The 24,349-nt window shown below is 58.5% G+C and carries 19 protein-coding genes; 11 read left to right on the top strand and 8 right to left on the bottom strand.

Going from position 1 to position 24,349, the window contains the following annotated elements:
- Positions 1–3: 3 nt before the first annotated feature.
- The 3 genes from hisG to hisS are packed head-to-tail and all read right to left on the bottom strand — an operon-like array spanning position 4 to position 3,379.
- The gene (gene hisG, locus C1J05_RS17005; RefSeq protein WP_114871289.1) at positions 4–696 is read right to left on the bottom strand and encodes an ATP phosphoribosyltransferase; all 693 of its coding nucleotides are present in this window, start codon (positions 694–696) and stop codon (positions 4–6) included.
- The gene (locus tag C1J05_RS17010) at positions 693–1,778 is read right to left on the bottom strand and encodes an ATP phosphoribosyltransferase regulatory subunit (protein ID WP_114871290.1); all 1,086 of its coding nucleotides are present in this window, start codon (positions 1,776–1,778) and stop codon (positions 693–695) included. Before C1J05_RS17010 ends, hisG begins: the two co-directional genes overlap by 4 nt.
- Entirely contained in the window at positions 1,778–3,379 is a 1,602-nt protein-coding gene (gene hisS, locus C1J05_RS17015; protein ID WP_114871291.1) for a histidine--tRNA ligase, read from the bottom strand. Before hisS ends, C1J05_RS17010 begins: the two co-directional genes overlap by 1 nt.
- Before the next feature lie 122 nt (positions 3,380–3,501).
- Here hisS and C1J05_RS17020 point away from each other — a divergent pair, with 122 nt between their 5' ends.
- The gene (locus tag C1J05_RS17020; RefSeq protein WP_114871292.1) at positions 3,502–3,696 is read left to right on the top strand and encodes a SlyX family protein; all 195 of its coding nucleotides are present in this window, start codon (positions 3,502–3,504) and stop codon (positions 3,694–3,696) included.
- A gap of 4 nt (positions 3,697–3,700) precedes the next feature.
- Here C1J05_RS17020 and C1J05_RS17025 read toward each other — a convergent pair whose 3' ends face one another.
- Together C1J05_RS17025 and dnaE are read right to left on the bottom strand one after the other, a co-directional pair.
- The gene (locus C1J05_RS17025; protein WP_114871293.1) at positions 3,701–4,447 is read right to left on the bottom strand and encodes a hypothetical protein; all 747 of its coding nucleotides are present in this window, start codon (positions 4,445–4,447) and stop codon (positions 3,701–3,703) included.
- A 91-nt stretch (positions 4,448–4,538) separates the two neighbouring features.
- A complete protein-coding gene (dnaE, locus tag C1J05_RS17030) occupies positions 4,539–8,051 on the bottom strand; it encodes a DNA polymerase III subunit alpha (RefSeq protein ID WP_114871294.1) in 3,513 nt (1,170 codons plus the stop codon).
- A gap of 353 nt (positions 8,052–8,404) precedes the next feature.
- Between dnaE and xdhA the strand changes: the two genes are divergently transcribed.
- From xdhA to C1J05_RS17065, 7 genes are all read left to right on the top strand, one after another.
- Entirely contained in the window at positions 8,405–9,769 is a 1,365-nt protein-coding gene (xdhA, locus tag C1J05_RS17035; RefSeq protein WP_114871295.1) for a xanthine dehydrogenase small subunit, read from the top strand.
- Positions 9,766–12,111, top strand: a complete 2,346-nt coding sequence (gene xdhB, locus C1J05_RS17040) for a xanthine dehydrogenase molybdopterin binding subunit (protein ID WP_114871296.1) — start codon at positions 9,766–9,768, stop codon at positions 12,109–12,111. Before xdhA ends, xdhB begins: the two co-directional genes overlap by 4 nt.
- Positions 12,101–13,027 carry a xanthine dehydrogenase accessory protein XdhC gene (gene xdhC / locus C1J05_RS17045; RefSeq protein ID WP_114871297.1) on the top strand — a complete coding sequence of 309 codons (927 nt, stop codon included), beginning with the start codon at positions 12,101–12,103 and terminating at the stop codon, positions 13,025–13,027. Before xdhB ends, xdhC begins: the two co-directional genes overlap by 11 nt.
- The gene (locus tag C1J05_RS17050; protein ID WP_114871298.1) at positions 13,024–14,553 is read left to right on the top strand and encodes an ABC transporter ATP-binding protein; all 1,530 of its coding nucleotides are present in this window, start codon (positions 13,024–13,026) and stop codon (positions 14,551–14,553) included. The genes xdhC and C1J05_RS17050 overlap by 4 nt, the downstream gene beginning before the upstream one ends.
- Before the next feature lie 84 nt (positions 14,554–14,637).
- The gene (locus C1J05_RS17055) at positions 14,638–15,720 is read left to right on the top strand and encodes an ABC transporter permease (protein WP_114871299.1); all 1,083 of its coding nucleotides are present in this window, start codon (positions 14,638–14,640) and stop codon (positions 15,718–15,720) included.
- Positions 15,720–16,640 (top strand): ABC transporter permease, encoded by a 921-nt coding sequence (locus C1J05_RS17060; RefSeq protein ID WP_114871300.1) that lies wholly within the window; start codon positions 15,720–15,722, stop codon positions 16,638–16,640. The genes C1J05_RS17055 and C1J05_RS17060 overlap by 1 nt, the downstream gene beginning before the upstream one ends.
- 54 nt (positions 16,641–16,694) lie before the next feature.
- Positions 16,695–17,768 carry a BMP family ABC transporter substrate-binding protein gene (locus C1J05_RS17065; protein ID WP_114871301.1) on the top strand — a complete coding sequence of 358 codons (1,074 nt, stop codon included), beginning with the start codon at positions 16,695–16,697 and terminating at the stop codon, positions 17,766–17,768.
- Between the two features lie 66 nt (positions 17,769–17,834).
- Here the strand turns inward: C1J05_RS17065 and pssA are convergent, their stop codons facing one another.
- Positions 17,835–18,581: a CDP-diacylglycerol--serine O-phosphatidyltransferase gene (pssA, locus tag C1J05_RS17070; RefSeq protein WP_114871302.1), complete on the bottom strand. Its 747-nt coding sequence runs from the start codon at positions 18,579–18,581 to the stop codon at positions 17,835–17,837.
- 3 nt (positions 18,582–18,584) lie between these two features.
- Positions 18,585–19,277, bottom strand: coding sequence for a phosphatidylserine decarboxylase (locus C1J05_RS17075; RefSeq protein WP_114871303.1), 693 nt, complete (start codon positions 19,275–19,277; stop codon positions 18,585–18,587).
- Positions 19,278–19,467: 190 nt separating this feature from the next.
- Here C1J05_RS17075 and C1J05_RS17080 point away from each other — a divergent pair, with 190 nt between their 5' ends.
- From C1J05_RS17080 to C1J05_RS17090, 3 genes are all read left to right on the top strand, one after another.
- Positions 19,468–20,544: an NAD(P)/FAD-dependent oxidoreductase gene (locus C1J05_RS17080; RefSeq protein WP_114871304.1), complete on the top strand. Its 1,077-nt coding sequence runs from the start codon at positions 19,468–19,470 to the stop codon at positions 20,542–20,544.
- The gene (locus C1J05_RS17085; protein ID WP_114871305.1) at positions 20,544–21,200 is read left to right on the top strand and encodes a DUF938 domain-containing protein; all 657 of its coding nucleotides are present in this window, start codon (positions 20,544–20,546) and stop codon (positions 21,198–21,200) included. Before C1J05_RS17080 ends, C1J05_RS17085 begins: the two co-directional genes overlap by 1 nt.
- Before the next feature lie 70 nt (positions 21,201–21,270).
- Entirely contained in the window at positions 21,271–21,606 is a 336-nt protein-coding gene (locus C1J05_RS17090; RefSeq protein ID WP_114871306.1) for a carboxymuconolactone decarboxylase family protein, read from the top strand.
- Positions 21,607–21,667: 61 nt separating this feature from the next.
- Here the strand turns inward: C1J05_RS17090 and C1J05_RS17095 are convergent, their stop codons facing one another.
- Positions 21,668–24,172 (bottom strand): GcvT family protein, encoded by a 2,505-nt coding sequence (locus tag C1J05_RS17095; RefSeq protein WP_114871307.1) that lies wholly within the window; start codon positions 24,170–24,172, stop codon positions 21,668–21,670.
- Positions 24,173–24,349: the final 177 nt, after the last annotated feature.

Genomic DNA, 24,349 nt, shown 5'->3' on the forward strand with positions numbered 1-24,349 from the left:
GCGTCAGGCGCCCAATTGATCCATCAGGGATTTCAGCGTTTTGCGATCCGCGTTCGACAATGGTGCCGTGCGGCTGCGAAACAGCGTTGCCTGTGATTTCAGGATCAACCCGTCGCCCAGCAGTTTCAGATGATTGGCGCGCAGGGTTTCACCTGTCGACGTGATATCGGCAATCGCTTCGGCGGTTTCGTTCTTCACGGTGCCTTCGGTCGCGCCCTGACTGTCGACAAGCGCATAATCGGCCACGCCGTTATCGCGCAGAAAGTCACGCACAAGGCGATGGTATTTGGTGGCAATCCGCATCCGGAAACCGTGCACGGCCCGAAACGCCGCCGCCGCCCCGTCCAGATCATCCAGCGTATCCACATCCACCCACGCCTTGGGCACCGCCAGAATAAGATCCGCCTCGCCAAAGCCAAGCGGATCAACCTCTTCGACCTGCTGTTCCCAGCGGGCCAGTTTTTCGCGCACCAGATCGGTGCCGGTCACGCCCAGATGGATGCGCCCCGCGGCCAGTTCACGCGGGATTTCGCCCGCAGACAGCAATACCAGTTCAACCCCGTCAATGCCGCCCACTGCGCCCGCATATTCACGGTCGGATCCGCTGCGCGACAGGATAATCCCGCGTTTGCCGAACCAGTCAAAGGTCTTTTCCATCAACCGTCCCTTGGACGGCACACCCAGCTTGACGCTCATGTCGCCGCCTCCAGTTCCAGTATCAGACCCGGGCGCATGACGCCGCCGACGGCGGGAATTTCCGCACCCTGCCCCAGTTGCCGCGTCAGCGCATCATAGCGCCCGCCACTGGACACCGCAGGCAAATCGGGGCGTGTTGCGGCATAGAACCCGAAAACGAACCCGTCATAATATTCCATCAGCGTGCGGCCATAGCTGGCATCGAATTCCAGTTGTCCGATCGGGATACCGCGTGCATCCAGCGCGTCCAGCCGTTCCTGCATCCGCCCCACGGCAGCGCCGATGGCGGGCAGATCAACCGCAATATCGCGCAATTGCTCCAGCGCGAAAGGCGATGTTTCACGCACGGCAAGAACCGCGTCGATCAACTCCACCTCGCCGCTTGAAATCGGCGCTGTGGCCGCGTCTTCGCGCAGGGCGGCGATGCGCGCCTTGATCTCGGGCACGCTGCGCAGCCCGATCACTGGGCCGGATTTGGCCAGCGGGTCTTTTTTCTTCAACAATGCGCTGCGTGTTTTCGGGGCAGGCGTTTTGCCTGAAAACCGATCCAGCAGGGCGCGAAACCGGCGCGGGCGCCAGATATGGCGCAGCAGCGCCGCCTTGCGCGCATCGCTTGTTTGCAAGCCTTGCACGGCAGCCATCAGCAAGCCGATATCGCCTGTCACCGCACGCAGCGACAAAGGCGCAAGAATGTCGGCGATCAGGGCAAACACTTCGGCATCCGCACCTGCCGGATTGGCACGGTCGAACACCTCGTATCCGACCTGCACATATTCATTGGGGCGGTCGGGGTCCTGTTCCTGACGGCGGAACACTTCGCCCGCATAGGTGTAGCGCGCCGGTTCCGCCCCGTGGGCCATATGCATCTGCACCACCGGCACGGTGAAATCAGGCCGCAACATCTGTTCGCCGCGCAATGCGTCAGACGTGACATAAGCCCGCGCGCGGATGTCTTCTCCGTATAGGTCCAGCAAGGTGCCCGCCGGTTGCAGGATAGGCGTTTCCACTGGCACGGCCCCTGCCGTTTCAAACCGCGCGCGCAAATCCGCGGCGCGGGCCAATGTGGCGGCGCGGGAGGGCATCAGCCCTGGCCGTCCAATATTTCGCGCACCTTTGCGATCAACTGGTCGCGCGGCACTTCAAACTGGCTGGGGCGTTCTTTCCATTCTTCCAGTGTCGCGTTTTGTGCGATCTTCGCGCCAAGGATCAGATCCTTGATCTGCACAACGCCTTTTTCCTTTTCGTCGCCACCTTCGATAATGGCGACCGGACTGGCGCGTTTGTCTGCATATTTCAGCTGGTTGCCGAAATTCTTCGGATTGCCCAGATATACTTCGGCGCGGATATTGGCCTGGCGCAACTCGGCGACCATGGCCTGATAATCGGCCATCCGGTCACGATCCATCACGGTCACAACCACCGGCCCCTGCGCCGCTGTTTCAATCCGTCCCTTGGCGTGCAGCGCCGCCAACAGACGGTCCACCCCGATGGAAATCCCGGTTGCAGGCACTTCCTGACCGGTGAAGCGTTTGACCAGATCGTCATAACGCCCGCCCCCCGCGACCGATCCAAAATTCCGGGTGCGCCCCTTTTCATCCTGAATGTCAAAGGTCAGTTCAGCCTCGTAAACGGGGCCGGTGTAATAGCCAAGGCCGCGCACAACAGACGGGTCGATGATGATACGGTCGGGGCCGTAGCCTTGGGCGGCGAGAAGACCGGCGATCTGTTCAAGTTCATCGACGCCTTGCTGCCCTGTGGTTGAATTGCCAACAATCACACTCAGGTGGTTTACGACTTCAATATTCCACGCAAATCCAGATTTTTGTTCACTTGCATCAGTGTAACCCTTTTCCAGTAAGTTGTGACCGTCCCAGCCCTGCGCATTTGCTTTAAGTTTTCCCGCAACGGCATCTGAAGCAGAGACAAACAACATGATTAGGTCTACCTGTCGTTCAGCAAGTCCCGCCCCCTTGGTAAAATCACCGCTTTCGTCCTTGCGCCCTTCACCCAAAAGCGCACGCACACCGTCAATGCCCAGCCGGTCCAGCTTATCAATCGCGCGCAGCACGATACCGCGTTCATGCGCGAATTTTTCAGGATCGGACGGGTCCAGAACACCCGCCACTTCCATCACCCCGTTCAAAACCTTGCGGTTGTTGATGCGGATCACATAATCCCCGCGCGGGATACCGACAGCCTCCAACGTATCGCTCAGCATGGCGCAAATTTCGGCATCCGCAGCCATGGACGCACTGCCAACCGTATCCGCATCGCATTGGTAAAACTGGCGAAACCGCCCCGGCCCCGGCTTTTCATTGCGCCAGACGGGGCCCATTGCATAGCGGCGGTAGGGGGTTGGCAGATCATTGCGGTGCTGGGCATAAACCCGCGCCAGCGGGGCCGTCAGATCATAGCGCAGCGCCAGCCAGTCACCGCTGTCATCGCCATCTTCCTGCCATGCAAAAACGCCCTCATTGGGGCGGTCCACATCGGGAAGGAACTTGCCCAGCGCTTCTACCGTTTCCACAGCGCTGCTTTCCAGCGCGTCGAAACCATAGCGATGATAGACCTCGGCAATCTGGCGCAGCATATCGGCACGGGTCGTAACCTCGGCCCCGAAATAGTCGCGGAATCCCTTGGGCGGTTCGGCCTTGGGGCGGGGCTGTTTTTTAACCTTGGCCATGCTCTGGTCCTTGCGGGGGTTGGTTCGCCTCGCCCTCTACCGGATGGGGCGCGCAGGAGCAACAGGCTGGCGCATATCCGCGCCCACTTGGCGGTGGCGCAGCGCTATGTTAAGCGCCGCAGATGCAACATCTAGAAGAACAGATTGCCCACCTGACCCGCGCGCTGGATGATCTAAGCGACGTTGTCGCGCGGCAGGAAACGGAAATTGCGGCCTTGACACGCCGCGTTGCCATGTTGATGCAGCGCGAGGGCGAGCGTGAAGCCTCTGAAACCGGCGCTGTGGCGCTGGCCGACGAAAAGCCGCCGCATTACTGAATGTTCAGTTCGATTTGATCGTTTTGGCCAGAACGGCACCGTTGTGAACCAGCATATCGGACCAGCGCGCCGTATCCCCAAACCGTTCATAGGTGCTGATGAATACCGTGTTGCGTTCAACTGATTTGATTCTGGAACCGCAGGGTTTGCCCTTCGGTTTGCCGCACATTCTGGCCTTGATCCCCTCATAAGCCTTGTCGGTGTCGCTATAGGGGTATTCGTCACTCGGCAGGCCATAGCGCAATTGTTCATGCATCGACGGAGCCCCGAAAATGGCCAGCGCGGCGGTAAACTGGCGCGGGCAGCCGTCACGAAAACCCGTCACATAAAAGGTGCGCGGCGCTGTTGTTGTCGGGTTCGTATCATAAAGCCGATAGCCTGATCCGCGTTTTGGGAACCTGTCGATCTCTTTTCCCAGTTTCGTGCCCTTGGCGGCACAGACGCTGGCCACCTGCCCGAATGGCAGCGCGCTGCCCAAAGGTACCTCAGACGCATCCGCAGTGCTGCGGACCAGCAAAAATGTGTCGCCTGCCGTCGAAGCATCGCTTTCCGTTGCTGCGGTGTCTGCGGATGCGCGTGAAAACAGCCCGCCGAAAAGTGCAGGCGGCGTGTCTGCTTCATGAGTTACGATCTGGGCGCCGGTCGGGTCTTCGGCCAAGGGCACATCCGACAGCCGTTCAAAATCCGCAAGCGGATCGCCACAGGCTGTCAGCGCCAGACAAACGGACGCAAGAATTGCTTTTTGATACACCCCAGGTCCCACTTTTGTGGTTAACAAGGCGGGTGTTTAGCCTAAAACCCGCTGTTTTGTCCATCCTGAGGCAAAAAACGGCGGCTGTAGATCAGATTTCCTCAACTTCCAGAACGCCGCCAAGGCTTTTGATGGCGCCCTTGATCTGCGGCGTCACAGGAAAATCCTGCCCCAGATCAATATCGACTTCTCCGGGCAGTTCAGGGTTCATCAGACAGAACTGTATCGGCCCCTTGCTGCCCGTTTTCGTCGCCTTGATCGCACCATCCAGAACCGATGCAACCGATGTGATCGCGGCGGGGTCATCAACGAAAATACGCAGGCCCATGCCGCCGATATCGGCGACAGCCGCGTCAATCGGCGCGACCGAACGGCCCAGCAATTTCAACTGGTCGCTTTCCATCGTCGCCTCGACGGTGATCACAACCTTTGATCCGGTTTCCAGATGATCCCGCGCCAGTTCAAGCGTATCCGAAAACAGCGTCACTTCGTAGGCGCCGGTGGTGTCTGAAAGCTGCGCAAAGGCAAAACGGTTTCCGCGGGCCGATTTTCGTTCCTGCCGCCCCGCCACAACGCCGGCCATTTTGGCCAGATGCGGCCCGCTTTCAGCGCGCGCCCGAACATCGTCCAGCGTCATCACGCCCTTGCGCTTCAAGGGACCCATGTAGTCATCCAGCGGGTGGCCGGACAGATAAAACCCGATGGCCTTGAATTCTTCGTTCAGACGTTCGGCCGGCAACCAGTCTTCTACCGGCATCAGGCGCGGTTCGGGCAGATCATCGCCCGCTTCACCAAACAACGACACCTGATTTGATGCCTTTTGTTCATGGATCGCCGCCGAATAGGCAACCAGGGGATCAAGCGCATCAAAGACGCGGCGGCGGTTGCTGTCGAGTTGATCAAAAGCACCCGAGCGTGCCAGCATTTCCAGCGGGCGTTTGCCGACCCGCTTCAGATCAACCCGCCGCGCCAGATCGAACAATGTGGAAAAGGGTTTTTCCACACCGTCAACGCGACGGCCTTCGGTGATCAGTTTCATCGCCTCGACGCCAACGTTCTTCAACGCGCCCAGCGCATATACCAGCGCCCCGTCAACCACAGTAAACGTCGGTTCAGACCGGTTGACGCAAGGCGGCACCCACGGCAGGTTCAGCCCCTTGCGCACTTCTTCGAAATAGACTGCCAGCTTTTCGGCCTGATGAAGATCGCAGTTCATCACACCGGCCATGAATTCAACCGGATGGTTCGCCTTGAGCCAAGCGGTCTGATAACTGACAACGGCATAGGCGGCGGCGTGGGATTTGTTGAACCCGTAATTGGCGAATTTATCCAGCAGGTTCCAGACTTCGATCGCCTTGGGTTCATCCACCCCGTTTACGGCCGATCCCTTCAGAAACTTGGGACGTTCCGCATCCATCGCTTCCTGAATTTTCTTGCCCATCGCGCGGCGCAACAGGTCGGCACCGCCAAGGCTGTAGCCCGCCATATCCTGCGCGATCTGCATCACCTGTTCCTGATAAACGATGATGCCCTGGGTCTCGTCCAGAATATGATCAATAGTGGGGTGCAGGTTCTCCCGTTCCTTCAACCCGTTCTTGACCTCGCAATAGGTCGGAATGTTTTCCATCGGGCCGGGCCGGTACAGCGCCACAAGCGCCACAATATCTTCAATACAGGTGGGTTTCATCCGCTTCAGGGCATCCATCATGCCTGAACTTTCCACCTGAAACACCGCAACCGTTTTGGCTGCGGCATAAAGCTTGTAAGATGCCTCGTCATCCAGCGGGATCGCCCCGATATCGTCAATCGCAACTTCGGGCGGGTCATATAGCTCTGTCCCGTCCGCCGCGATGTGCAGATGCCGCCCCGATGCCTTGATCAGGTCCAGCGCATTCTGGATCACGGTCAGGGTTTTCAGACCCAGAAAGTCGAACTTGACCAGTCCGGCCTGTTCCACCCATTTCATATTGAACTGCGTCGCAGGCATATCGGATCGCGGATCCTGATAGAGCGGCACCAGCGCATCCAGCGGCCTGTCGCCAATTACGACACCGGCAGCGTGCGTTGATGCATTGCGCAGCAAACCTTCGACCTGCTGGCCATATTCCAGCAACCGCGCGACAACCTCTTCGTTGCGGGCCTCTTCGCGCAGGCGCGGTTCGTCTTTCAGCGCCTTTTCGATACTGACGGGTTTGACACCTTCGACCGGGATCATCTTGGAAAGACGATCCACCTGCCCGTAAGGCATCTGCAACACGCGCCCGATGTCACGTACCGCCGCCTTGGACAGCAGCGCCCCGAACGTGATGATCTGACCCACGCGATCACGCCCGTATTTGCCCTGCACGTACTGGATCACCTCTTCGCGGCGATCCATACAGAAATCGATATCGAAATCAGGCATGCTGACACGTTCAGGGTTCAGAAACCGTTCAAACAGCAACGAATAGCGCAACGGGTCCAGATCGGTGATGGTCAACGCATAAGCCACCAGCGATCCCGCACCGGACCCGCGCCCCGGACCGACAGGAATATCGTGATCCTTGGCCCATTTGATGAAATCGGCAACGATCAGGAAATAGCCGGGAAAGCCCATGCCCTCGATAATGCCCAGCTCAAATTCAAGCCGTTTTTCATACTCTTCCACGCTGGCCGCGTGGGGAATAACCTTAAGGCGTTCTTTCAACCCGTCCTGCGCCTGCCGTCGCAATTCCTCGACCTCGTCATCGGCGAATTTGGGCAGGATCGGATCACGGCGATAAGCCTGAAACGCGCAGCGTTGCGCGATTTCGACCGTGTTTTCAATCGCTTCCGGCAAATCAGCGAACAGCGTCACCATTTCCTGCTGGGATTTGAAATAATGCTGCGCGGTCAGGCGGCGGCGATCCTGTTGCTGATCGACATAAGCGCCGTCGGCAATGCAGATCAGCGCATCATGGGCTTCGTACATGTCTGATTTGGGAAAATAGACATCGTTGGTCGCCACCAGCGGCAGATCCATCGCATAGGCCATTTCAACAAACCCGCGTTCGGTCAGCCGTTCGTTTTCAGGTTGCCCGTCTTCCCCCGGATGGCGCTGCAATTCGACATAAAGGCGGCTATCAAACATCTTTGCCAGTTGCGTCATCAGCGCCTCGGCGGCGGGGCGCTGATTGGCTTGCAACAACCGTCCGACAGGTCCGTCAGGCCCACCGGACAGACAAATCAGACCTTTTGAATGCGCCTCAAGCTCCTCAAGCGTGACCTGGGGCAACTGATCCCCCTTGCCGACATACAGGCAGGTGTTCAGCTTCATCAGATTTTCGTATCCGACCTCGGATTGAGCAAGCAACACAAGCGGCGCAGGTGGTTTGACCCGTTCACCGGGCAGGGTAATCTGATAGGCCAGATCCACCTGACACCCGATAATCGGCTGGATGCCCGCACCGCTGGCCGCAACGGAAAACTCGAGCGCGGCAAACATGTTGTTGGTATCGGTGATCGCAACGGCCGGCATCTGGGCTGCGCGGCACAGATCAGGCAGCTTTTTCAACCGCACGGCCCCTTCCAGAAGGGAGTATTCGGTGTGAACGCGCAGGTGGATGAATCGGGGGCTGTCTGACATGACAGCACGCTATCCCGAACGGTCGTCCGAACGAAAGGGGCATGTTCAAAAAAGGAAGCCACACAGGAAAGTTTCTCTGATTATTCCGCTTTTCAAGAAAGTGCTGTTGATTTCACAAATAATTGCGAAAGCGGCAAATACCTGTTTTCAAGCGACTAATTGCCCAAACCAGCGCCTGCGCGTTCGACCGGATCGAACAAGATGGCCCCGCGGCTGATATGTTTTTCTTGCCAGATTGCCCTATCGGTCCCTAACGTGAGAGAACAAAAACAAGACACAGACATCTTTTTACGTCGCATCAAAGGATCGTCTGCTGCTGTAAGTCCAACGGGGTAAAGCGACGAGTTTCAAAAGTGGACATTACTTTTCTTCTGAACGGGAGTCCTGTTGCGCTGTCGGGTGTGGACCCCACCATGACATTGCTGGATTGGCTGCGTGAAGACCGGGGCCTGACCGGCACAAAAGAAGGCTGCAATGAAGGCGATTGCGGCGCTTGCACCGTGATGGTTGTCGATAACAGGGGCCACAAGGCACTGAACGCCTGCATCCTGTTTTTGCCCCAGTTGCACGGCCGTGCCATACGCACGGTCGAAGGCATGCAGGGATCAAACGGTGAATTGCACCCGGTCCAACAGGCCATGATCGACTGCCACGGATCACAATGCGGGTTTTGCACGCCGGGCTTTATCACATCGATGGTGGTCGGTCATACGCAGGGACGCACGGATCATGACAACGTTCTGGCGGGCAACCTGTGCCGCTGCACCGGATACGCCCCGATCATCCGTGCCGCGCAATCTGTCGAAGATGCAGACCCGCCAGAGTGGCTGGACGACCAGCCCGAAACGCTGGACGCGTCACCGCAAGCTTTTGCCCCGGAAAGCAGCGATGCGCTGGCGGCGTGGTATCAGGCACACCCCGACGGCACATTGATCGCCGGGGCCACGGATGTTGGCCTGTGGGTCACAAAACAATTGCGGGATCTGGGGAATGTGGCGTTTCTGAACCGCTGCTGGGATCTGAAGCGGTTTGACATTACCGATGACACGATCCGCGTCGGGGCCGCTGTGACCATGACGGAACTTGGCGAAACCATGCAATTGCATTACCCGTCTTACGCCGAAATGATCCGGCGCTACGGATCCGAACAGGTGCGCAATGCGGCCACTCTGGGCGGGAACATCGCCAACGGATCCCCCATCGGAGATAACCCGCCGGCCCTGATCGCGATCGGCGCAACGCTTGTTCTGCGCAAAGGGGATGTGCGGCGCGAAATGGCGATGGAAGATTTCTTTGTCGATTATGGCAAGCAGGACCGCGCACCGGGCGAATTTGTGGAAACGATCATTATCCCGCGCGGCCAGGACAGGCTGCGCTGTTACAAGCTGAGCAAACGGTTTGATCAGGATATTTCAGCCGTCTGCGGATGCTTTAACATCTCGGCCGAAGACGGACAGATCAAATCCGCCAGAATCGCATTTGGTGGGATGGCAGGAATTCCAAAACGCGCAGCCCGTGCCGAAGCTGCCCTGATCGGCCAGCCCTGGACGACAGACACGATCCAGACAGCTACCGCCGCATTCGCGCAGGATTTCGAACCGCTCAGCGATATGCGCGCTTCGGCGGGATACCGGCTGGAAACCGCGAAAAACATGCTGGTACGGTATTTCAACGAAGCTCAGGGCACAGCCACATCCGTGCTTGAGGTAACATCATGAGTGTTGCCAAGCCCCTGCCCCACGACGCCGCGCGCCTGCATGTGACAGGGGCGGCGCGCTATGTCGACGATATCCCGACCCCGTCGGGCACGCTGCATCTGGCTTTTGGTCTGAGTAAGGTCGCCAAGGGCAAGATCACATCGATGGATTTGTCCGCCGTACGTGCGGCACAGGGCGTTGTCGCCGTGCTGACAGCCGATGATCTGCCGTTTGAGAATGATGTATCGCCGTCCATTCATGATGAACCATTACTGGCCACAGGCACTGTGCACTATGTCGGCCAGCCTTTGTTCGCCGTGGTTGCAACCAGCCATCTGGCCGCACGCAAGGCGGCCCGGTTGGGTGACGTAACTTACGAAGAAACCAAACCCGTTTTGACCATCGACGACGCAATTGCAGCAGGATCAATCTTTGAAGACGGGCCACGCATCTACAGCAAAGGCGATGCAAACAGCGCCATAGCCAATGCGGCCCACAGGATCGATGGCACCATCGAAATGGGCGGGCAGGAACATTTCTATCTGGAAGGTCAGGCAGCGCTGGCGTTGCCGCAGGAAGACGGCGATATGCTGATCCACTCCTCAACCCAGCACCCCACCGAAATTCAGCACAAGGTGGCCAATGCCATCGGCGTTCCGATGCACGGCGTACGGGTTGAAACACGCCGCATGGGCGGCGGATTTGGCGGCAAGGAAAGCCAGGGTAACGCGCTGGCCGTCGCCTGTGCGGTTGCGGCAAAGCTGACCGGCAAACCATGCAAGATGCGCTATGACCGCGACGATGACATGGTGATAACAGGTAAACGCCACGATTTCCGCATTTCCTATCGCGCCGGGTTTGACGATCAGGGGCGCATCGATGGTGTTGAATTCGTGCAATACGCGCGCTGCGGCTGGGCGCTGGACCTGTCGCTTCCGGTGGCAGACCGCGCCATGCTGCATGCGGACAACGCCTATCATCTGCCGGCCGCACGGATTGAAAGCCACCGGTTGAAAACCAACACCCAGTCGGCCACCGCCTTTCGCGGATTTGGCGGGCCGCAGGGGGTCTTGGGAATTGAACGTGTGATTGACCATATCGCCCACCATCTGGGGCTGGACCCGCTGGCCGTGCGGCGCGCGAACTATTACAAGGCGGCGCGGGAGTTGAGCACAGATGCCTCCGGCGGAAGTATTTCCGAAAAGATGAAAACCAAAGGGTCAGAAGCGCAGACAACACCCTATCACATGCCGGTCACGGATTTCATCTTGCACGAGATGACCGACGCACTGGTCGCATCCTCGGATTATGAAGCCCGGCGCGCGGCCATTGCCGAATGGAACGCGTCGAGCCCCGTGTTGAAGAAAGGCATTGCGCTCACACCGGTGAAATTCGGGATTTCCTTTACCCTGACCCATCTTAATCAGGCGGGTGCACTGGTGCATGTCTATCAGGACGGATCGGTGCACATGAACCACGGCGGCACCGAAATGGGTCAGGGTCTGTTTCAGAAGGTGGCGCAGGTGGCCGCCGCGCGGTTCGGAGTGGATGTGGACAAGATCAAGATCACGGCCACGGATACGGCCAAAGTGCCCAACACGTCGGCAACGGCAGCCTCTTCGGGCAGTGATCTGAACGGTATGGCGGTAAAGGCGGCCTGTGACACGATCCGCGACAGGATGAGCGCGTTTCTGGCCGAACTGCATCAAAGCACGTCAGAACAGGTCCGGTTTGAAGATGGTCATGTGCATGTGGGCGGCACGCGCTATACCTTTGCCGAGGCGGCAATGCTGGCCTATCAGAACCGGATCAGCCTGTCGGCCACCGGGTTTTACAAGACACCCGATCTGGACTGGGACCGGATCAAGGGCACGGGCAGGCCGTTTTTCTATTTTGCCTATGGCGCGGCTGTGACCGAAGTGGTGATCGACACCCTGACCGGTGAAAACCGGATATTGCGGGCCGATATCCTGCATGATGCAGGCGCATCCTTGAACCCTGCACTGGATATCGGGCAGGTCGAAGGCGCTTATGTGCAGGGGGCCGGCTGGCTGACGACGGAACACCTTGTCTGGGACGATCAGGGCAGATTGCGCACCCACGCCCCATCGACCTACAAGATCCCGGCCTGTTCGGATCGTCCCGACCAGTTCAATGTCGCATTGTGGGATGCAGAAAACCGCGAGGATACGGTGTACCGGTCCAAGGCAGTCGGCGAACCGCCCTTTATGCTGGGGATATCGGCATTCATGGCGCTGAGCGATGCCATCAGCACCAGCGGCGACCGGTATCCGGCACTGGATGCGCCGGCAACTGCAGAGTGTGTTTTCAGCACGCTCAAGGCGGTGCAGAATGGCGTTTGACGTACAATCCCTGCGCGATGCGGTTGCACGCCACGGGCACGTGGCCCGCATCGTGCTGGCCGAGGTCAAGGGATCTTCTCCGCGCGAAGTCGGCGCCGCCATGCTGGTTTGGGCGGACGGGCAATCCGGCACCATCGGCGGCGGAGCGCTGGAATACGAACTGGCCCGCGCCAGCCGCAATTTGACCAGCGACACGTTGACCCGCCACGCGCTGGGCCCCGACATGGGCCAATGCTGTGGCGGTGCGGTGCGGGTGTTGACCGAATTTTACGATGCGGCACGGATTGAAACGCTGGACAATGAAGTGATCGCGCGTGGACCGGGCGACATGCCACTGGCCGTAAAACGGATGTTGGCGGACGCGCGCAATCAAGGGGTCCGTCCTACGCCACAACTGGTTCAGGGATGGTTTATCGAGCCTGCACATCGCGCCGAACGCAGCGTTTGGATCTGGGGTGCAGGGCATGTGGGCCGCGCGATCGTCGCGGTGCTGGCCCCCCTGCCCGATCTGGCAATGACATGGATCGACACCGGCGCAGACCGGTTTCCAGCGGACATCCCTGATCATATAAGCGTTGTGCCCGCGGCCGATCCGGCCCGTCTGGCTGAACACGCCCCAGAGGACGCAAGCCATCTGATCCTGACCTATTCCCACACGCTTGATCTGGAACTGTGTCATCGCCTGTTGCTGCGGGGCTTTGGATTCTGTGGCCTGATCGGATCGAAAACCAAGTGGGCACGGTTTCGCAAACGGCTTGCCGCGCTGGGGCACAGCCCGGCGCAGATCGACGCGATCACATGCCCGATCGGGGACCCGGAACTGGGTAAACATCCGGCGCGGATCGCGATTGGCGTAGCCGCTGATTTCATAACAGAAAACCGAAATGACACCTCCCGACAGGAGAGACGCGCGTGACAAAGAAACCATCCGATACCCTGCTGCGTATCCGCGGGCTGACCAAGGCCTATCCCGGTGTTGTGGCCAACAGCGATGTGTCTTTTGACATCGGTGTTGGCGAGGTCCACGCCTTGCTGGGTGAAAACGGAGCCGGAAAATCAACGCTGGTCAAAATGATTTATGGCCTTGTCAAACCCGACAGCGGCACGATGGAAATGAACGGAGCCGATTTTGCGCCCCCCGAACCGCGCGCAGCCCGCGCCAGCGGTGTTGCGATGGTGTTCCAGCATTTTTCGCTGTTCGATGCGCTGAACGTGGCCGAAAACATCGCCCTGGGCATGGAAAACCCGCCAAAGATGCGGGATCTGGCCACCCAGATCCAAGACGTGTCAGAACGCTATGGCCTGCCTCTTGATCCCTACCGTGTTGTCGGTGATCTTTCAGCAGGCGAACGTCAGCGCGTTGAGATCATCCGCTGCCTGCTGCAGGATCCGAAACTGTTGATCATGGATGAGCCGACATCGGTTCTGACCCCGCAAGAGGTCGATATCCTGTTCCAGACCCTGCGCAAGCTGAGTGCCGAAGGCACCGCAATTCTGTATATCTCGCACAAACTGGAAGAAATCCGCGCGCTTTGTGACCATGCAACCGTGTTGCGTCTGGGAAAGGTCGTTGGCGAATGCACGCCAGCCGATACAACCGCACGCGACATGGCCGAAATGATGGTCGGCACGATCCTGAAAACGCCGACACGTGCCGGGCGCGACATGGGAGCGGTCGCACTGGAACTGAAAAACCTGAGCGCGAAATCCCCCGGTGCCTTTGGTACATCCCTTAAGAATATCAGCTTTGCGGTTCAGGCAGGCGAAATTCTGGGGCTTGGCGGGGTTGCGGGAAACGGGCAGGACGAACTTCTGGCCGCGCTGTCTGGCGAGATCAGAACAGATCCGGACATGGTGCAGATGCATGGCATTGGCATCGGCCAGATGGGGCCGGCGCAACGTCGCCGCCAGGGACTGCTGAGCGCGCCCGAAGAACGGCTGGGTCATGCCGCAGCACCCGATATGAGCCTGATCGAAAATGCCATGCTGACAGGTGCTGTGCGCGAGAAGCTGGTGAATAACGGGTTTCTGAAATGGGGCAAGGCGCAGGAATTTGCCGAGCGCATTATCAAGGATTTTGATGTCCGCACGCCGGGTGCCGCCAACGCGGCGCGGGCGCTGTCGGGGGGCAACCTGCAAAAATTCGTGATCGGGCGCGAGGTGTTGCAGCGCCCCGAAGTTCTGGTGGTGAACCAGCCGACATGGGGGGTGGATGCCTCTGCGGCGGCTGCAATCCGGCAAGCCTTGCTGGATTTGGCCGCAGGCGGGGCAGCACTGGTTGTCATTTCGCAGGATCTGGATGAACTGATGGAAATTTCCGACCGGTTCGCTGCCCTGAACGAAGGGCGTTTGTCTGATATCCGCCCTGCTGCGGGTCTGACCGTGGAAGAGATCGGAATGATGATGGGCGGGGCCCACGGGATGGAGGTGGCCCATGTTTGAGCCTGTTACTGACCTGAAGTGGCGCCGATCAAAGACGCCTCCGGCGGGGATATTTCTGAACAGAAGAAGCACCGGAGGTGCCCGATGATCCATCTTGTTAAACGCCCGCTGCCATCGCGTGCATGGTCGATGGCGACGCCCCTCGTGGCGGTGCTGGCAACCATGGTGTTTGGCGGCCTGCTGTTCTGGGCGCTGGGGAACAATCCGTTTATCGCCATTCGAACGATATTCTGGGATCCGCTGTTTGGGGAATTCGCGTTTTTCTACCGTCCGCAATTGCTGATCAAGGGTGCGCCCCTGATCCTGATTGCCATCGGATTGTCACTGGGATTTCGCGCCGGCATTTGGAACATCGGTGCAGAAGGCCAATACATTATCGGCGCTCTGGTCGGCGCGGGCGTGGGCCTTGCCTTTTATCCGCTGGAAGCCTGGTACATCTTTCCCCTGATGGTGATTGGTGGTGCGTTTGGCGGATGGGCCTGGGCAATGATTCCGGCGATTCTGAAGGTGAAATTCGGCACCAATGAAATTCTGGTCTCTCTGATGCTGGTTTATGTGGCCGAACAGTTGCTGGCATCGATGTCTTTGGGATTGCTGAAAAATCCCGAAGGGTTCGGCTTTCCGGGCAGTCGCAACCTGCAACAATATGAAAGTGCGCATAATGCCGAGATTATCGCAGGGTCCGGTATGCACTGGGGGGTTGTCGCGGCCTTTATCGCGGTGATTTTCGCCTATGTGCTGCTGAACCGGCACATGCTTGGGTTTCAGATCAAACTGACAGGTCAGGCGCCGCGCGCCGCACGGTTTGGCGGCGTGAACCCGGCGCGCCTGATCCTGTTCTGTCTGGGCGCATCCGGCGCGCTGGCCGGGTTGGCGGGATTGTTCGAAGTGTCGGGCCCATCCGGTGTGGTCAGCATCGACTTTAACGCAGGGTACGGTTTTACCGCGATCATCGTGGCCTTTCTGGGCCGGCTGCATCCGGTGGGCATTTTGCTGGCCGGATTGCTGATGGCGCTTACCTATATCGGCGGCGAGATCGCACAATCCAATCTGCAACTGCCCGCCGCCGCCATTCAGGTCTTTCAGGGGATGCTTTTGTTTTTCCTGCTGGCCTTTGATCTTCTGACAAATTACCGCATCCGGTTGCGCCAAGGGGAGGTTGCCTAATGGACCTGTCAGCCATCAATCCTGTTCTTCTGATCGCATCCCTTATGGTCGCGGCAACGCCTATCCTGCTGGCCGCCATCGGCGAGCTGGTTGTCGAAAAATCCGGTGTGCTTAATCTGGGTGTCGAAGGCATGATGATCGTCGGAGCCATCAGCGGTTTTGCCATCGCGGTTGAAACCGGATCACCGATACTGGGGTTCTTCGCCGCGGCAATCGGCGGCGCGCTACTGTCTGTTCTGTTTGCGCTGTTGACGCAAGTGGCGCTGGCCAATCAGGTGGCGTCAGGGCTGGCGCTTACACTGTTCGGGCTTGGCCTGTCCGCGCTTTTGGGTCAGGGCTATGTCGGTGTCAAACCGCCGCCCACGGCACGTCTGGATATCCCGGTGATCAGCGATCTGCCCGTGATCGGCCCTATCCTTTTTGGTCATGATCCGATCCTGTATTTCGGCATCGCCCTGACGGCTGTCGTGTGGGCCATGCTGAAGTTCACCCGCGCCGGTCTGATCCTGCGCGCGGTCGGCGAAAGCCATGATGCCGCGCATGCACTTGGATACAAGGTGGTGCGCATCCGTTTCATGGCGATCATGTTTGGCGGCGCCTGCGCGGGCCTTGGCGGCGCTTACATCAGCCTGATCCGGGTGCCACAGTGGACAGAGGGCATGACGGCCGGTGTGGGTTGGATTGCGCTTGCGCTGGTGGTGTTTGCAAGCTGGAAACCGTGGCGGGCGTTGCTGGGTGCCTATTTGTTTGGCGGTGTCACCGTGGTTCAGCTGAATCTTCAGGCGGCAGGCGTTGCCATTCCTGTCGAATATCTGGCAATGTCACCGTATCTGATAACCATTCTGGTTCTGGTGATCCTTTCCGCGGACAAAAGCAGCGCACCTGCCTCGCTTGGCCGTAATTTCCACGCCTCACACTAGGGGCACAACGATGCCCCGGTTCATGGGGCCAACTTACAAAATGGGGAAGTCTAAATGAAACTCACAAAACTCCTGACCGGTGCCGTTGTCGCGCTGGGTCTGGCCACCGGCGCAATGGCGCAAGACAAGACCAAGGTCGGTTTCGTCTTTGTCGGGCCCGTCGGCGATGGCGGCTGGACATATGAACACAATAAGGGCCGTTTGGCTGTCGAAGAAGAATTCGGCGATGCGGTTGAAACCGTATTTGTCGAAAGTGTTCCTGAAGGCCCGGATGCCGAGCGGGTGATGACGCAAATGGCACTGGACGGCGCCGATCTGATTTTCACAACCTCGTTCGGATACATGGACCCGACGATCAACGTGGCCAAGAAATTTCCGGACGTGAAATTCGAACATGCGACCGGTTACAAACGCGCGGACAACGTTTCCACATATTCCGCGCGGTTCTACGAAGGCCGTGCCATTCAGGGCCACATTGCCGGAAAGATGACCAAATCGAATATCATCGGTTATATCGGCTCCTATCCGATCCCCGAAGTGATCCGCGGTATCAACAGCGCCTATATCCACGCCAAGAAGGTAAACCCTGACGTCGAATTCAAGATCATCTGGGCCTACACTTGGTTTGATCCGGCAAAAGAGGCGGATGCGGCCAAGGTTTTGATTGAACAGGGCGCCGACGTGGTCTTGCAACACACGGATTCAACAGCCCCTCAGGCAGCGGCGCAGGCAGCCGGCAACGTAGTGACCTTTGGTCAGGCTTCGGACATGGGCGAATATGCCCCGTTCCCGCGTGTTTCATCCATTATCGATGATTGGGCACCTTACTACATCGCGCGCACCAAGGCCGTGATGGACGGGACATGGGAAAGCATGGACACATGGGACGGTATTGGCCCGGGCATGGTTGGTATCGGCGAGATTTCCGATGCAGTACCCGCAGACGTGAAAGCCGAAGCGCTGGCAATGAAGGCCGCTATTGCGGACGGGTCATACCATCCGTTCACAGGCCCGATCAAGAAACAGGACGGCTCCGACTGGCTGGCCGAAGGCGAAGTGGCCGATGATGGCACACTGGCTGGCATGAACTTCTATGTTGAAGGGATCGAAGGCGACATCCCGAACTAATCCGGGATACCAAACGCTTTGCAGAAAAGGCCCCGTTGCGAAACGGGGCCTTTTTTATTGGCGCGCCTAATCTGCGGCGCGGCGCCATGATGAAAGCCATGCCCACAAGACGCTGACGAAATAAGCCGCAGCAACAATTGAAAGGGTAAGCCACAGATAATTCAGCAGGGCCGCAACAACACAGGCAAAGCCAAGCAGGAAATACTTCACGTTTTCCCGCGATACGGTCATGAATTTGAACGAATAGGTCGGGATGCGGCTGATCATCAGCAAACCGACAGTGGCCATCCAGACGAATATCACCTCGTTGGGCAGATGCGCGCCGTCATCATCCAGAAACGACAGGAAAAGCGGCAACAGGATCAGCATCGCGCCCGCCGGTGCCGGCACCCCGACAAAGTATTTGCCGTTCTTGGCATCAATGTCTGTCTTTTTGCCAACATTGAACCGCGCCAGACGGATCACGCAGCAGACCGAAAACAGCAGCACGGCAAACCAACCCGCCTTTGGCATATCCTGTAAGGTAAACAGATATATCAGAATGGGGGTCGCCACCCCGAAATTCAGAAAGTCGGCAAGCGAGTCTAGCTCGGCGCCCATGGGGCTTTCGCAATTCAGCAGACGGGCCAGACGCCCGTCGATACCATCCAGTACGCAAGCCGCAAGGATCAACAGGACGGCCGTCGAAAACTGGCCCTGAAACCCGAACCGGATGGCGGTAAGCCCGGCGCAAATCGCTGCAAGCGTCACCAGATTGGGTAGCAGTTGAACGATCGGCATTTCGGTTTTAGTGGGCGGTCCTTCAAAAGACATGCTTCACCCCGTCCGCGCGGTGCGCGCTGTTTCGGTTGACGCCAGATCCGCCAGAACCGTTTCACCCGCAACCATGCTTTGCCCGACGCTGACCATCGGGGCCACACCATCCGGCAAATACACATCCACGCGCGATCCAAACCGGATAAGGCCAAACCTTTCGCCCGTATCAATCGCGCGCCCTTTGTCCACGAAACACACAATCCGGCGCGCCACCAGTCCGGCAATCTGAACCACTGCAATCTGGCGCCCGTCTTGAAGTTCAATGCACAGCGAATTGCGTTCGTTGTCCGCGCTTGCCTTGTCCAGCGACGCATTGAGAAACTTGCCCGGGCGATAGGCCACCGCGACGATCCGGCCGCCAATCGGCGCGCGGTTAACGTGGCAGTTGAAGACGTTCATGAAAACACTGACACGCGTCAGCGGCGCGTCTGGCATGCCCAACTCAGCTGGGGGTACGGCGGGTTCGATCAGGGATACGACACCGTCTGCCGGGCTGATGATCAACCCGTCGCGTACCGGTGTCGTTCGTGCGGGGTCACGAAAGAAATAGTAGCACCACACCGTTAGCAAGACACCAATCCATCCCAGAACCGGCGTCAGCAGAAACAGAAAAACCGTGATTGCGGCAAAGATAGCCACGAATTTCCGGCCCTCCGGATGCATCGGTTTGATAAAAGTGCCTAGCATTGTCATGTGAGCAGTTCGCCTTTCTGGCCAAGTTCTGCTGTCTATATCCCCTTGGCCTGCAAGTTCAACGTCTAAGCCGCACAGAAAGCACCTGACGTTGCTGGCGCAGATCGCTAAAAACAACGTTAACGGTTGCGGCAACGCCAAGACCATGCAACCCATTTGCCGTTCCACCGCTGTACACTGAAGGCAGGATATGAGCGACATTATTGTAATCGGGGGCGGTATTGCCGGTGTTTCGGCCGCCGCGCGGCTTGCGCCACATGGCACCGTGACCGTTCTGGAAGGTGAAAGCGCGCTGGGCTATCACGCCTCGGGCCGGTCGGCGGCTCTGTTCGAGGCCAACTATGGCCTACCCCCGACCGTCGCGTTAAGCGTCGCCAGTGCGGATTATCACAGAACGGCAAACGGGGGATACATATCGCCGCGCGGGTTGCTGATACTGGCACGGGAAGCCGATGATGCGCAGTTTGAAGCGGATCGGGTTGCGCTGGATCTGGACGTTCTGACCCCGTCCGAGACATGCGAACTTGTGCCGATCCTGAACAAGGACAGGATTGTGCGCGCCGGATACCACGCCGAGGCATGGGATCTGGACACAGACAGGATGATACAGGATTTTGCCCGCACGGTCCGTCAGGCCGGTGGAAAGGTTCTGACCGGCGAGACGGTCTCGCAGATCACGCGCGCCAACGGAAAATGGATCGTTACCACAAACACACAAACGCACCGCGCCGACATTCTGGTAAATGCGGCAGGCGCATGGGCCGACACGATTGCAAGGATGGCAGGCATTGCCCCGCTGGGGATCACCCCCCATCGCCGTTCCATGGCACGCCTTCCGGCCCCCGGCGGGCATGATGTTTCAGGCTGGCCCATGTTCTTTGGTGCAGGTGAAACATGGTACGCCAAGCCGGATGCCGGAAAACTGCTTGTCTCGCCCGCAGACGAAGACCCGGTTGAACCCCATGATGCCTACGCCGACGATATGGTGCTGGCCGAAGGTCTTGCCCGCTATGAAGAGATGGTAACAACCCCGGTCACCCGGGTTGAAACCAACTGGGCGGGACTGCGCAGTTTTGCCCCCGACAGAACACTGGTGCTGGGCCGCGATCCGGTTCAACCAGATTTCGTCTGGTGCGCAGCACAAGGGGGATACGGGTTTCAGACAGCACCGGCGGCATCGCAACTGGTCGCCGATCTGGTCACAGGCGTGCAACCGGTGCTGGATGCGCAGACCGTTGCCGCCCTGTCGCCGGCACGGTTTTCCTGATGCCTGAACGCAAGCCACCGCACACGGCCAGCATTGCGCACGCGGCCTTGGGCGAAAAATTGTCAGCGCCGGCGGCTTTGCGCAATGCGGATGCATTATGTGACGTGATCGGGATCTATGCGCCAAAAGACGGCCGCGCTTTGGAAATCGCCAGCGGCACCGGACAGCATGTTCTGCGCTTTGCGGCAGTTCGGCCCGATCTTGTCTGGCAACCGACCGATATCGCAGATGATCGTCTCGCAAGCATCAATGCCTATATCGCAGAAGCGCAGGTATCCAACGTGCGCCGCGCGCAACGTCTGGATGCCACGCACCCCGGATGGGCTGCAGAACATGCCGGTTCATCCCTGATCCTTTTGATCAATCTGCTTCACCTGATCAGTCACGCGGAAACAGAGATTCTGATCCGTGAAAGTGCAAAGGCCCTGGCCGCGCAAGGCTTGTTCTTTGTTTACGGGCCATTCACCCGCGCCGGAGAGTTCACCAGCCAGGGTGACCTGTCATTTCATGACAGCCTTGTCTCTCAGGATCCGGATATCGGCTACAAGGATGATTTCGATGTGATCGATCTTGCCCAGTCCGCAGGTTTGGACTTGCGCGCGGCCATCGAAATGCCTGCCAACAACCTTGCCCTGATTTTTGTTCGCCCTGCGTGACTTAGATCAAGGCGATCACATTCCGTTTTGCGCATTCATTTCCTGACCAAATGGCAAACAGGATCACGATATGAGCTGGCAAGACAAACTGGACGACACTCGCACCGAACTGCGCAATCTGAACGGCGCAATCCCTGACACCGCCAAGGCATTCGGTGCCTTGGGCAAAGCGGCCAAGGACGGAGGTGTTCTGGACTACAAGGTCAAGGAATTCATCGCCTTGGGGATTTCCATCGCAGACCGGTGCGAACCCTGTATCACCCTGCATACCGAAGCGCTGGTCAAAGCCGGGGCCACCCGCGAAGAAATCAGCGATGTGCTGTCGATGAGCATCCAGATGGGTGGTGGCCCGTCGCTGATGTACGCGGCCAAGGCGCTGGCCTGTTACGACGCGTTGAAGGCGTGATGTTGAAACGGCCCCGATGAATAGTCGGGGCCGTATTCCTGTGGCGTCTTAGGCGGGTCGGCTATCCGTCGATGCGAATGGTCGCGTTTGACGGATCATAAGGGCTGTCTTCGGTGATCGTCGCGTCCCAAAGCTGGTCAAGCATTTTAACCTTCAGCGTGGTGCCGGCCACAGCCAGTTCCGGCGGGACATAGCCCATGCCGATGGATTTTTCGAACGCCACGGAATATCCGCCCGACGTCAAACGCCCGACACGGGTATCGCCGTGGTACAGCGCCTCGCGTCCCCACGGGTCTGCATCGTCAGGTCCGTCGATCAGCAAGGTCACGCATTTCGAACGGATGCCGATTTTTTCCATCGCGGCCTTGCCGTGAAAGTCCTTGGACAGATCGACAAATCTTGGCAGATCCGCTTCGATTGGGGTCGCATCCCGGCCCAGTTCGGTGCCGAAGGCGCGGTAAGATTTTTCCTGACGCAACCAGTTTTGCGCCCGTGCTCCGACCAGTTTCATACCGTGTTTTTCGCCCGCCTTTTCAAGCAGATCGAACAGATAGTTCTGCATTTCGATCGGGTGATGCAATTCCCAGCCCAGTTCGCCGGTATATGCCACGCGGATTGCATTCACCGGACACATACCAAGTTCGATCCGTTGCGCCGAAAGCCAGGGGAAACGCTTGTTCGACAGCGCCGTGGCCGGATCGCCATCCTTGATTACCTCGGCCAGAACATCACGCGATTTCGGTCCGGCAATGGCGAAAACACCCCATTGCGTGGTCACATCCTGAATTTCGATGTACCCGAACGCGTCCGCCTTGTCCTCGGCGGCCTTGCGCAGGAAATCGGCGTCATATTCTGTCCATGCACCCGCGGACACCAGATAATACTCGTGCTCTTTCAGTCGCACGATGGTGTATTCAGTGCGTGTGGTGCCCGCCGCCGTCAGCGCATAGGTCAGGTTGATCCGGCCCACACGCGGCAGTTTGTTGCAGGTGAACCAGTCCAAGAACGCAGTAGCGCCCGGCCCTTTTACCACATGTTTGGTGAACGCGGTGGCATCAATCAGGCCCACCCCTTCGCGCACCGCCTTGGCCTCGTCCACGGCATATTGCCACCAGCCGCCGCGACGGAACGAACGCGCATCGTGATCGAAATTTTCCGGCGCATCCAGCGGGCCAAAATAATTTGGCCGCTCCCACCCGTTCACAAATCCGAACTGGGCGCCACGCGCCTTTTGCCGGTCATAGGCAGGCGATGTGCGCAACGGGCGGCAGGCGGGGCGTTCTTCGTCGGGATGGTGCAGAATGTAGACGTGATCGTAGCATTCTTCGTTTTTGCGCGCGGCAAATTCGGTTGTCATCCAGGTGCTGGAATAACGCTTGGGATCCAGCGCGGCCATATCGATCTCGGCCTCGCCATCCACCATCATCTGCGCCAGATAATAGCCTGTGCCACCGGCCGCCGTGATCCCGAAGGAAAATCCTTCGGCCAGCCACATATTGCGCAGCCCCGGTGCCGGTCCGACCAGCGGATTGCCATCCGGCGTGTAACAGATCGGGCCGTTGAAATCGTCCTTCAGTCCGCTTTCCTCGCAGGACGGTATGCGGTGGATCATTGCCATGTACTGGTTTTCGATCCGCTCCAGATCAAGCGGGAACAGATCGGCGCGGAAACTGTCGGGCACGCCATATTCGAAACAGGCAGGCGCATTTTTTTCGTAAACGCCCAGAATCCAGCCGCCCCGTTCCTCGCGCACATAAGATTGCGCATCGGCATCCCGCACAACCGGATGTTCCGCACCACCTTCGGCACGGTACTTCACCAGATCCGGATCCTGATCCATCACGATGAACTGGTGTTCGACCGGAATGGCGGGCATCCGGATTCCCAGCATCTTGGCAGTGCGCTGTGCGTGGTTGCCGCTAGCGGTGACAACATGTTCGGCGGTGATGACGATCTGTTCGTCTGACACCACCAGATTGCCACCCTTTTCGACCATCTTGGAACAGGTCACTTCCCAATGTGTACCGGTCCAGTGGAACGCGTCGGCCTGCCATTTGCGTTCTATCATCACGCCGCGCTGACGCGCGCCCTTGGCCATCGCCTGCGTCACGTCCGCGGGGTTAATGTACCCGTCCGTGTGATGATAAAGCGCGCCCTTGAGGTCGTCGGTGCGGATCAGCGGCCAGCGCGCCTTGATCTCGTCCGGGGTCAGCCATTGATAGGGAACATCACAGGTTTCAGCAGTCGACGCATAAAGCATGTATTCGTCCATGCGTTCGTCTGTCTGCGCCATACGAAGGTTTCCGACAACCGCAAACCCGGCGTTCAGACCTGTTTCTGCCTCGAGCGATTTGTAGAAGTCCACGGAATACTTGTGAATATGCGTTGTCGCAAAGGACATGTTGAACAACGGGAGCAACCCCGCAGCATGCCATGTTGATCCCGATGTCAACTCGTCGCGTTCCAGCAACATGACATCGTCCCAACCGGCCTTGGCCAGATGATAGGCAATAGATGTCCCGACGGCCCCGCCGCCGACGACCAATGCTTTGACCTGCGTTTTCATAATTCCGCGATTCCCTAAAGAGTATGTTGGCGCCACAATGCCAAACCGCCCTGCCGCACCACACGGTTCCCCCGACCCATGAATGCGCGAAACCGACCTGCGCGCGCAAAAATGCATTCCGCGTCACCGCCTTGCAATTTGCCGGCTGCCCGTGGCGACTGGTGTGTATCCGTATTT

This window comes from Sulfitobacter sp. JL08 (assembly GCF_003352045.1).
Lineage (GTDB): Bacteria > Pseudomonadota > Alphaproteobacteria > Rhodobacterales > Rhodobacteraceae > JL08.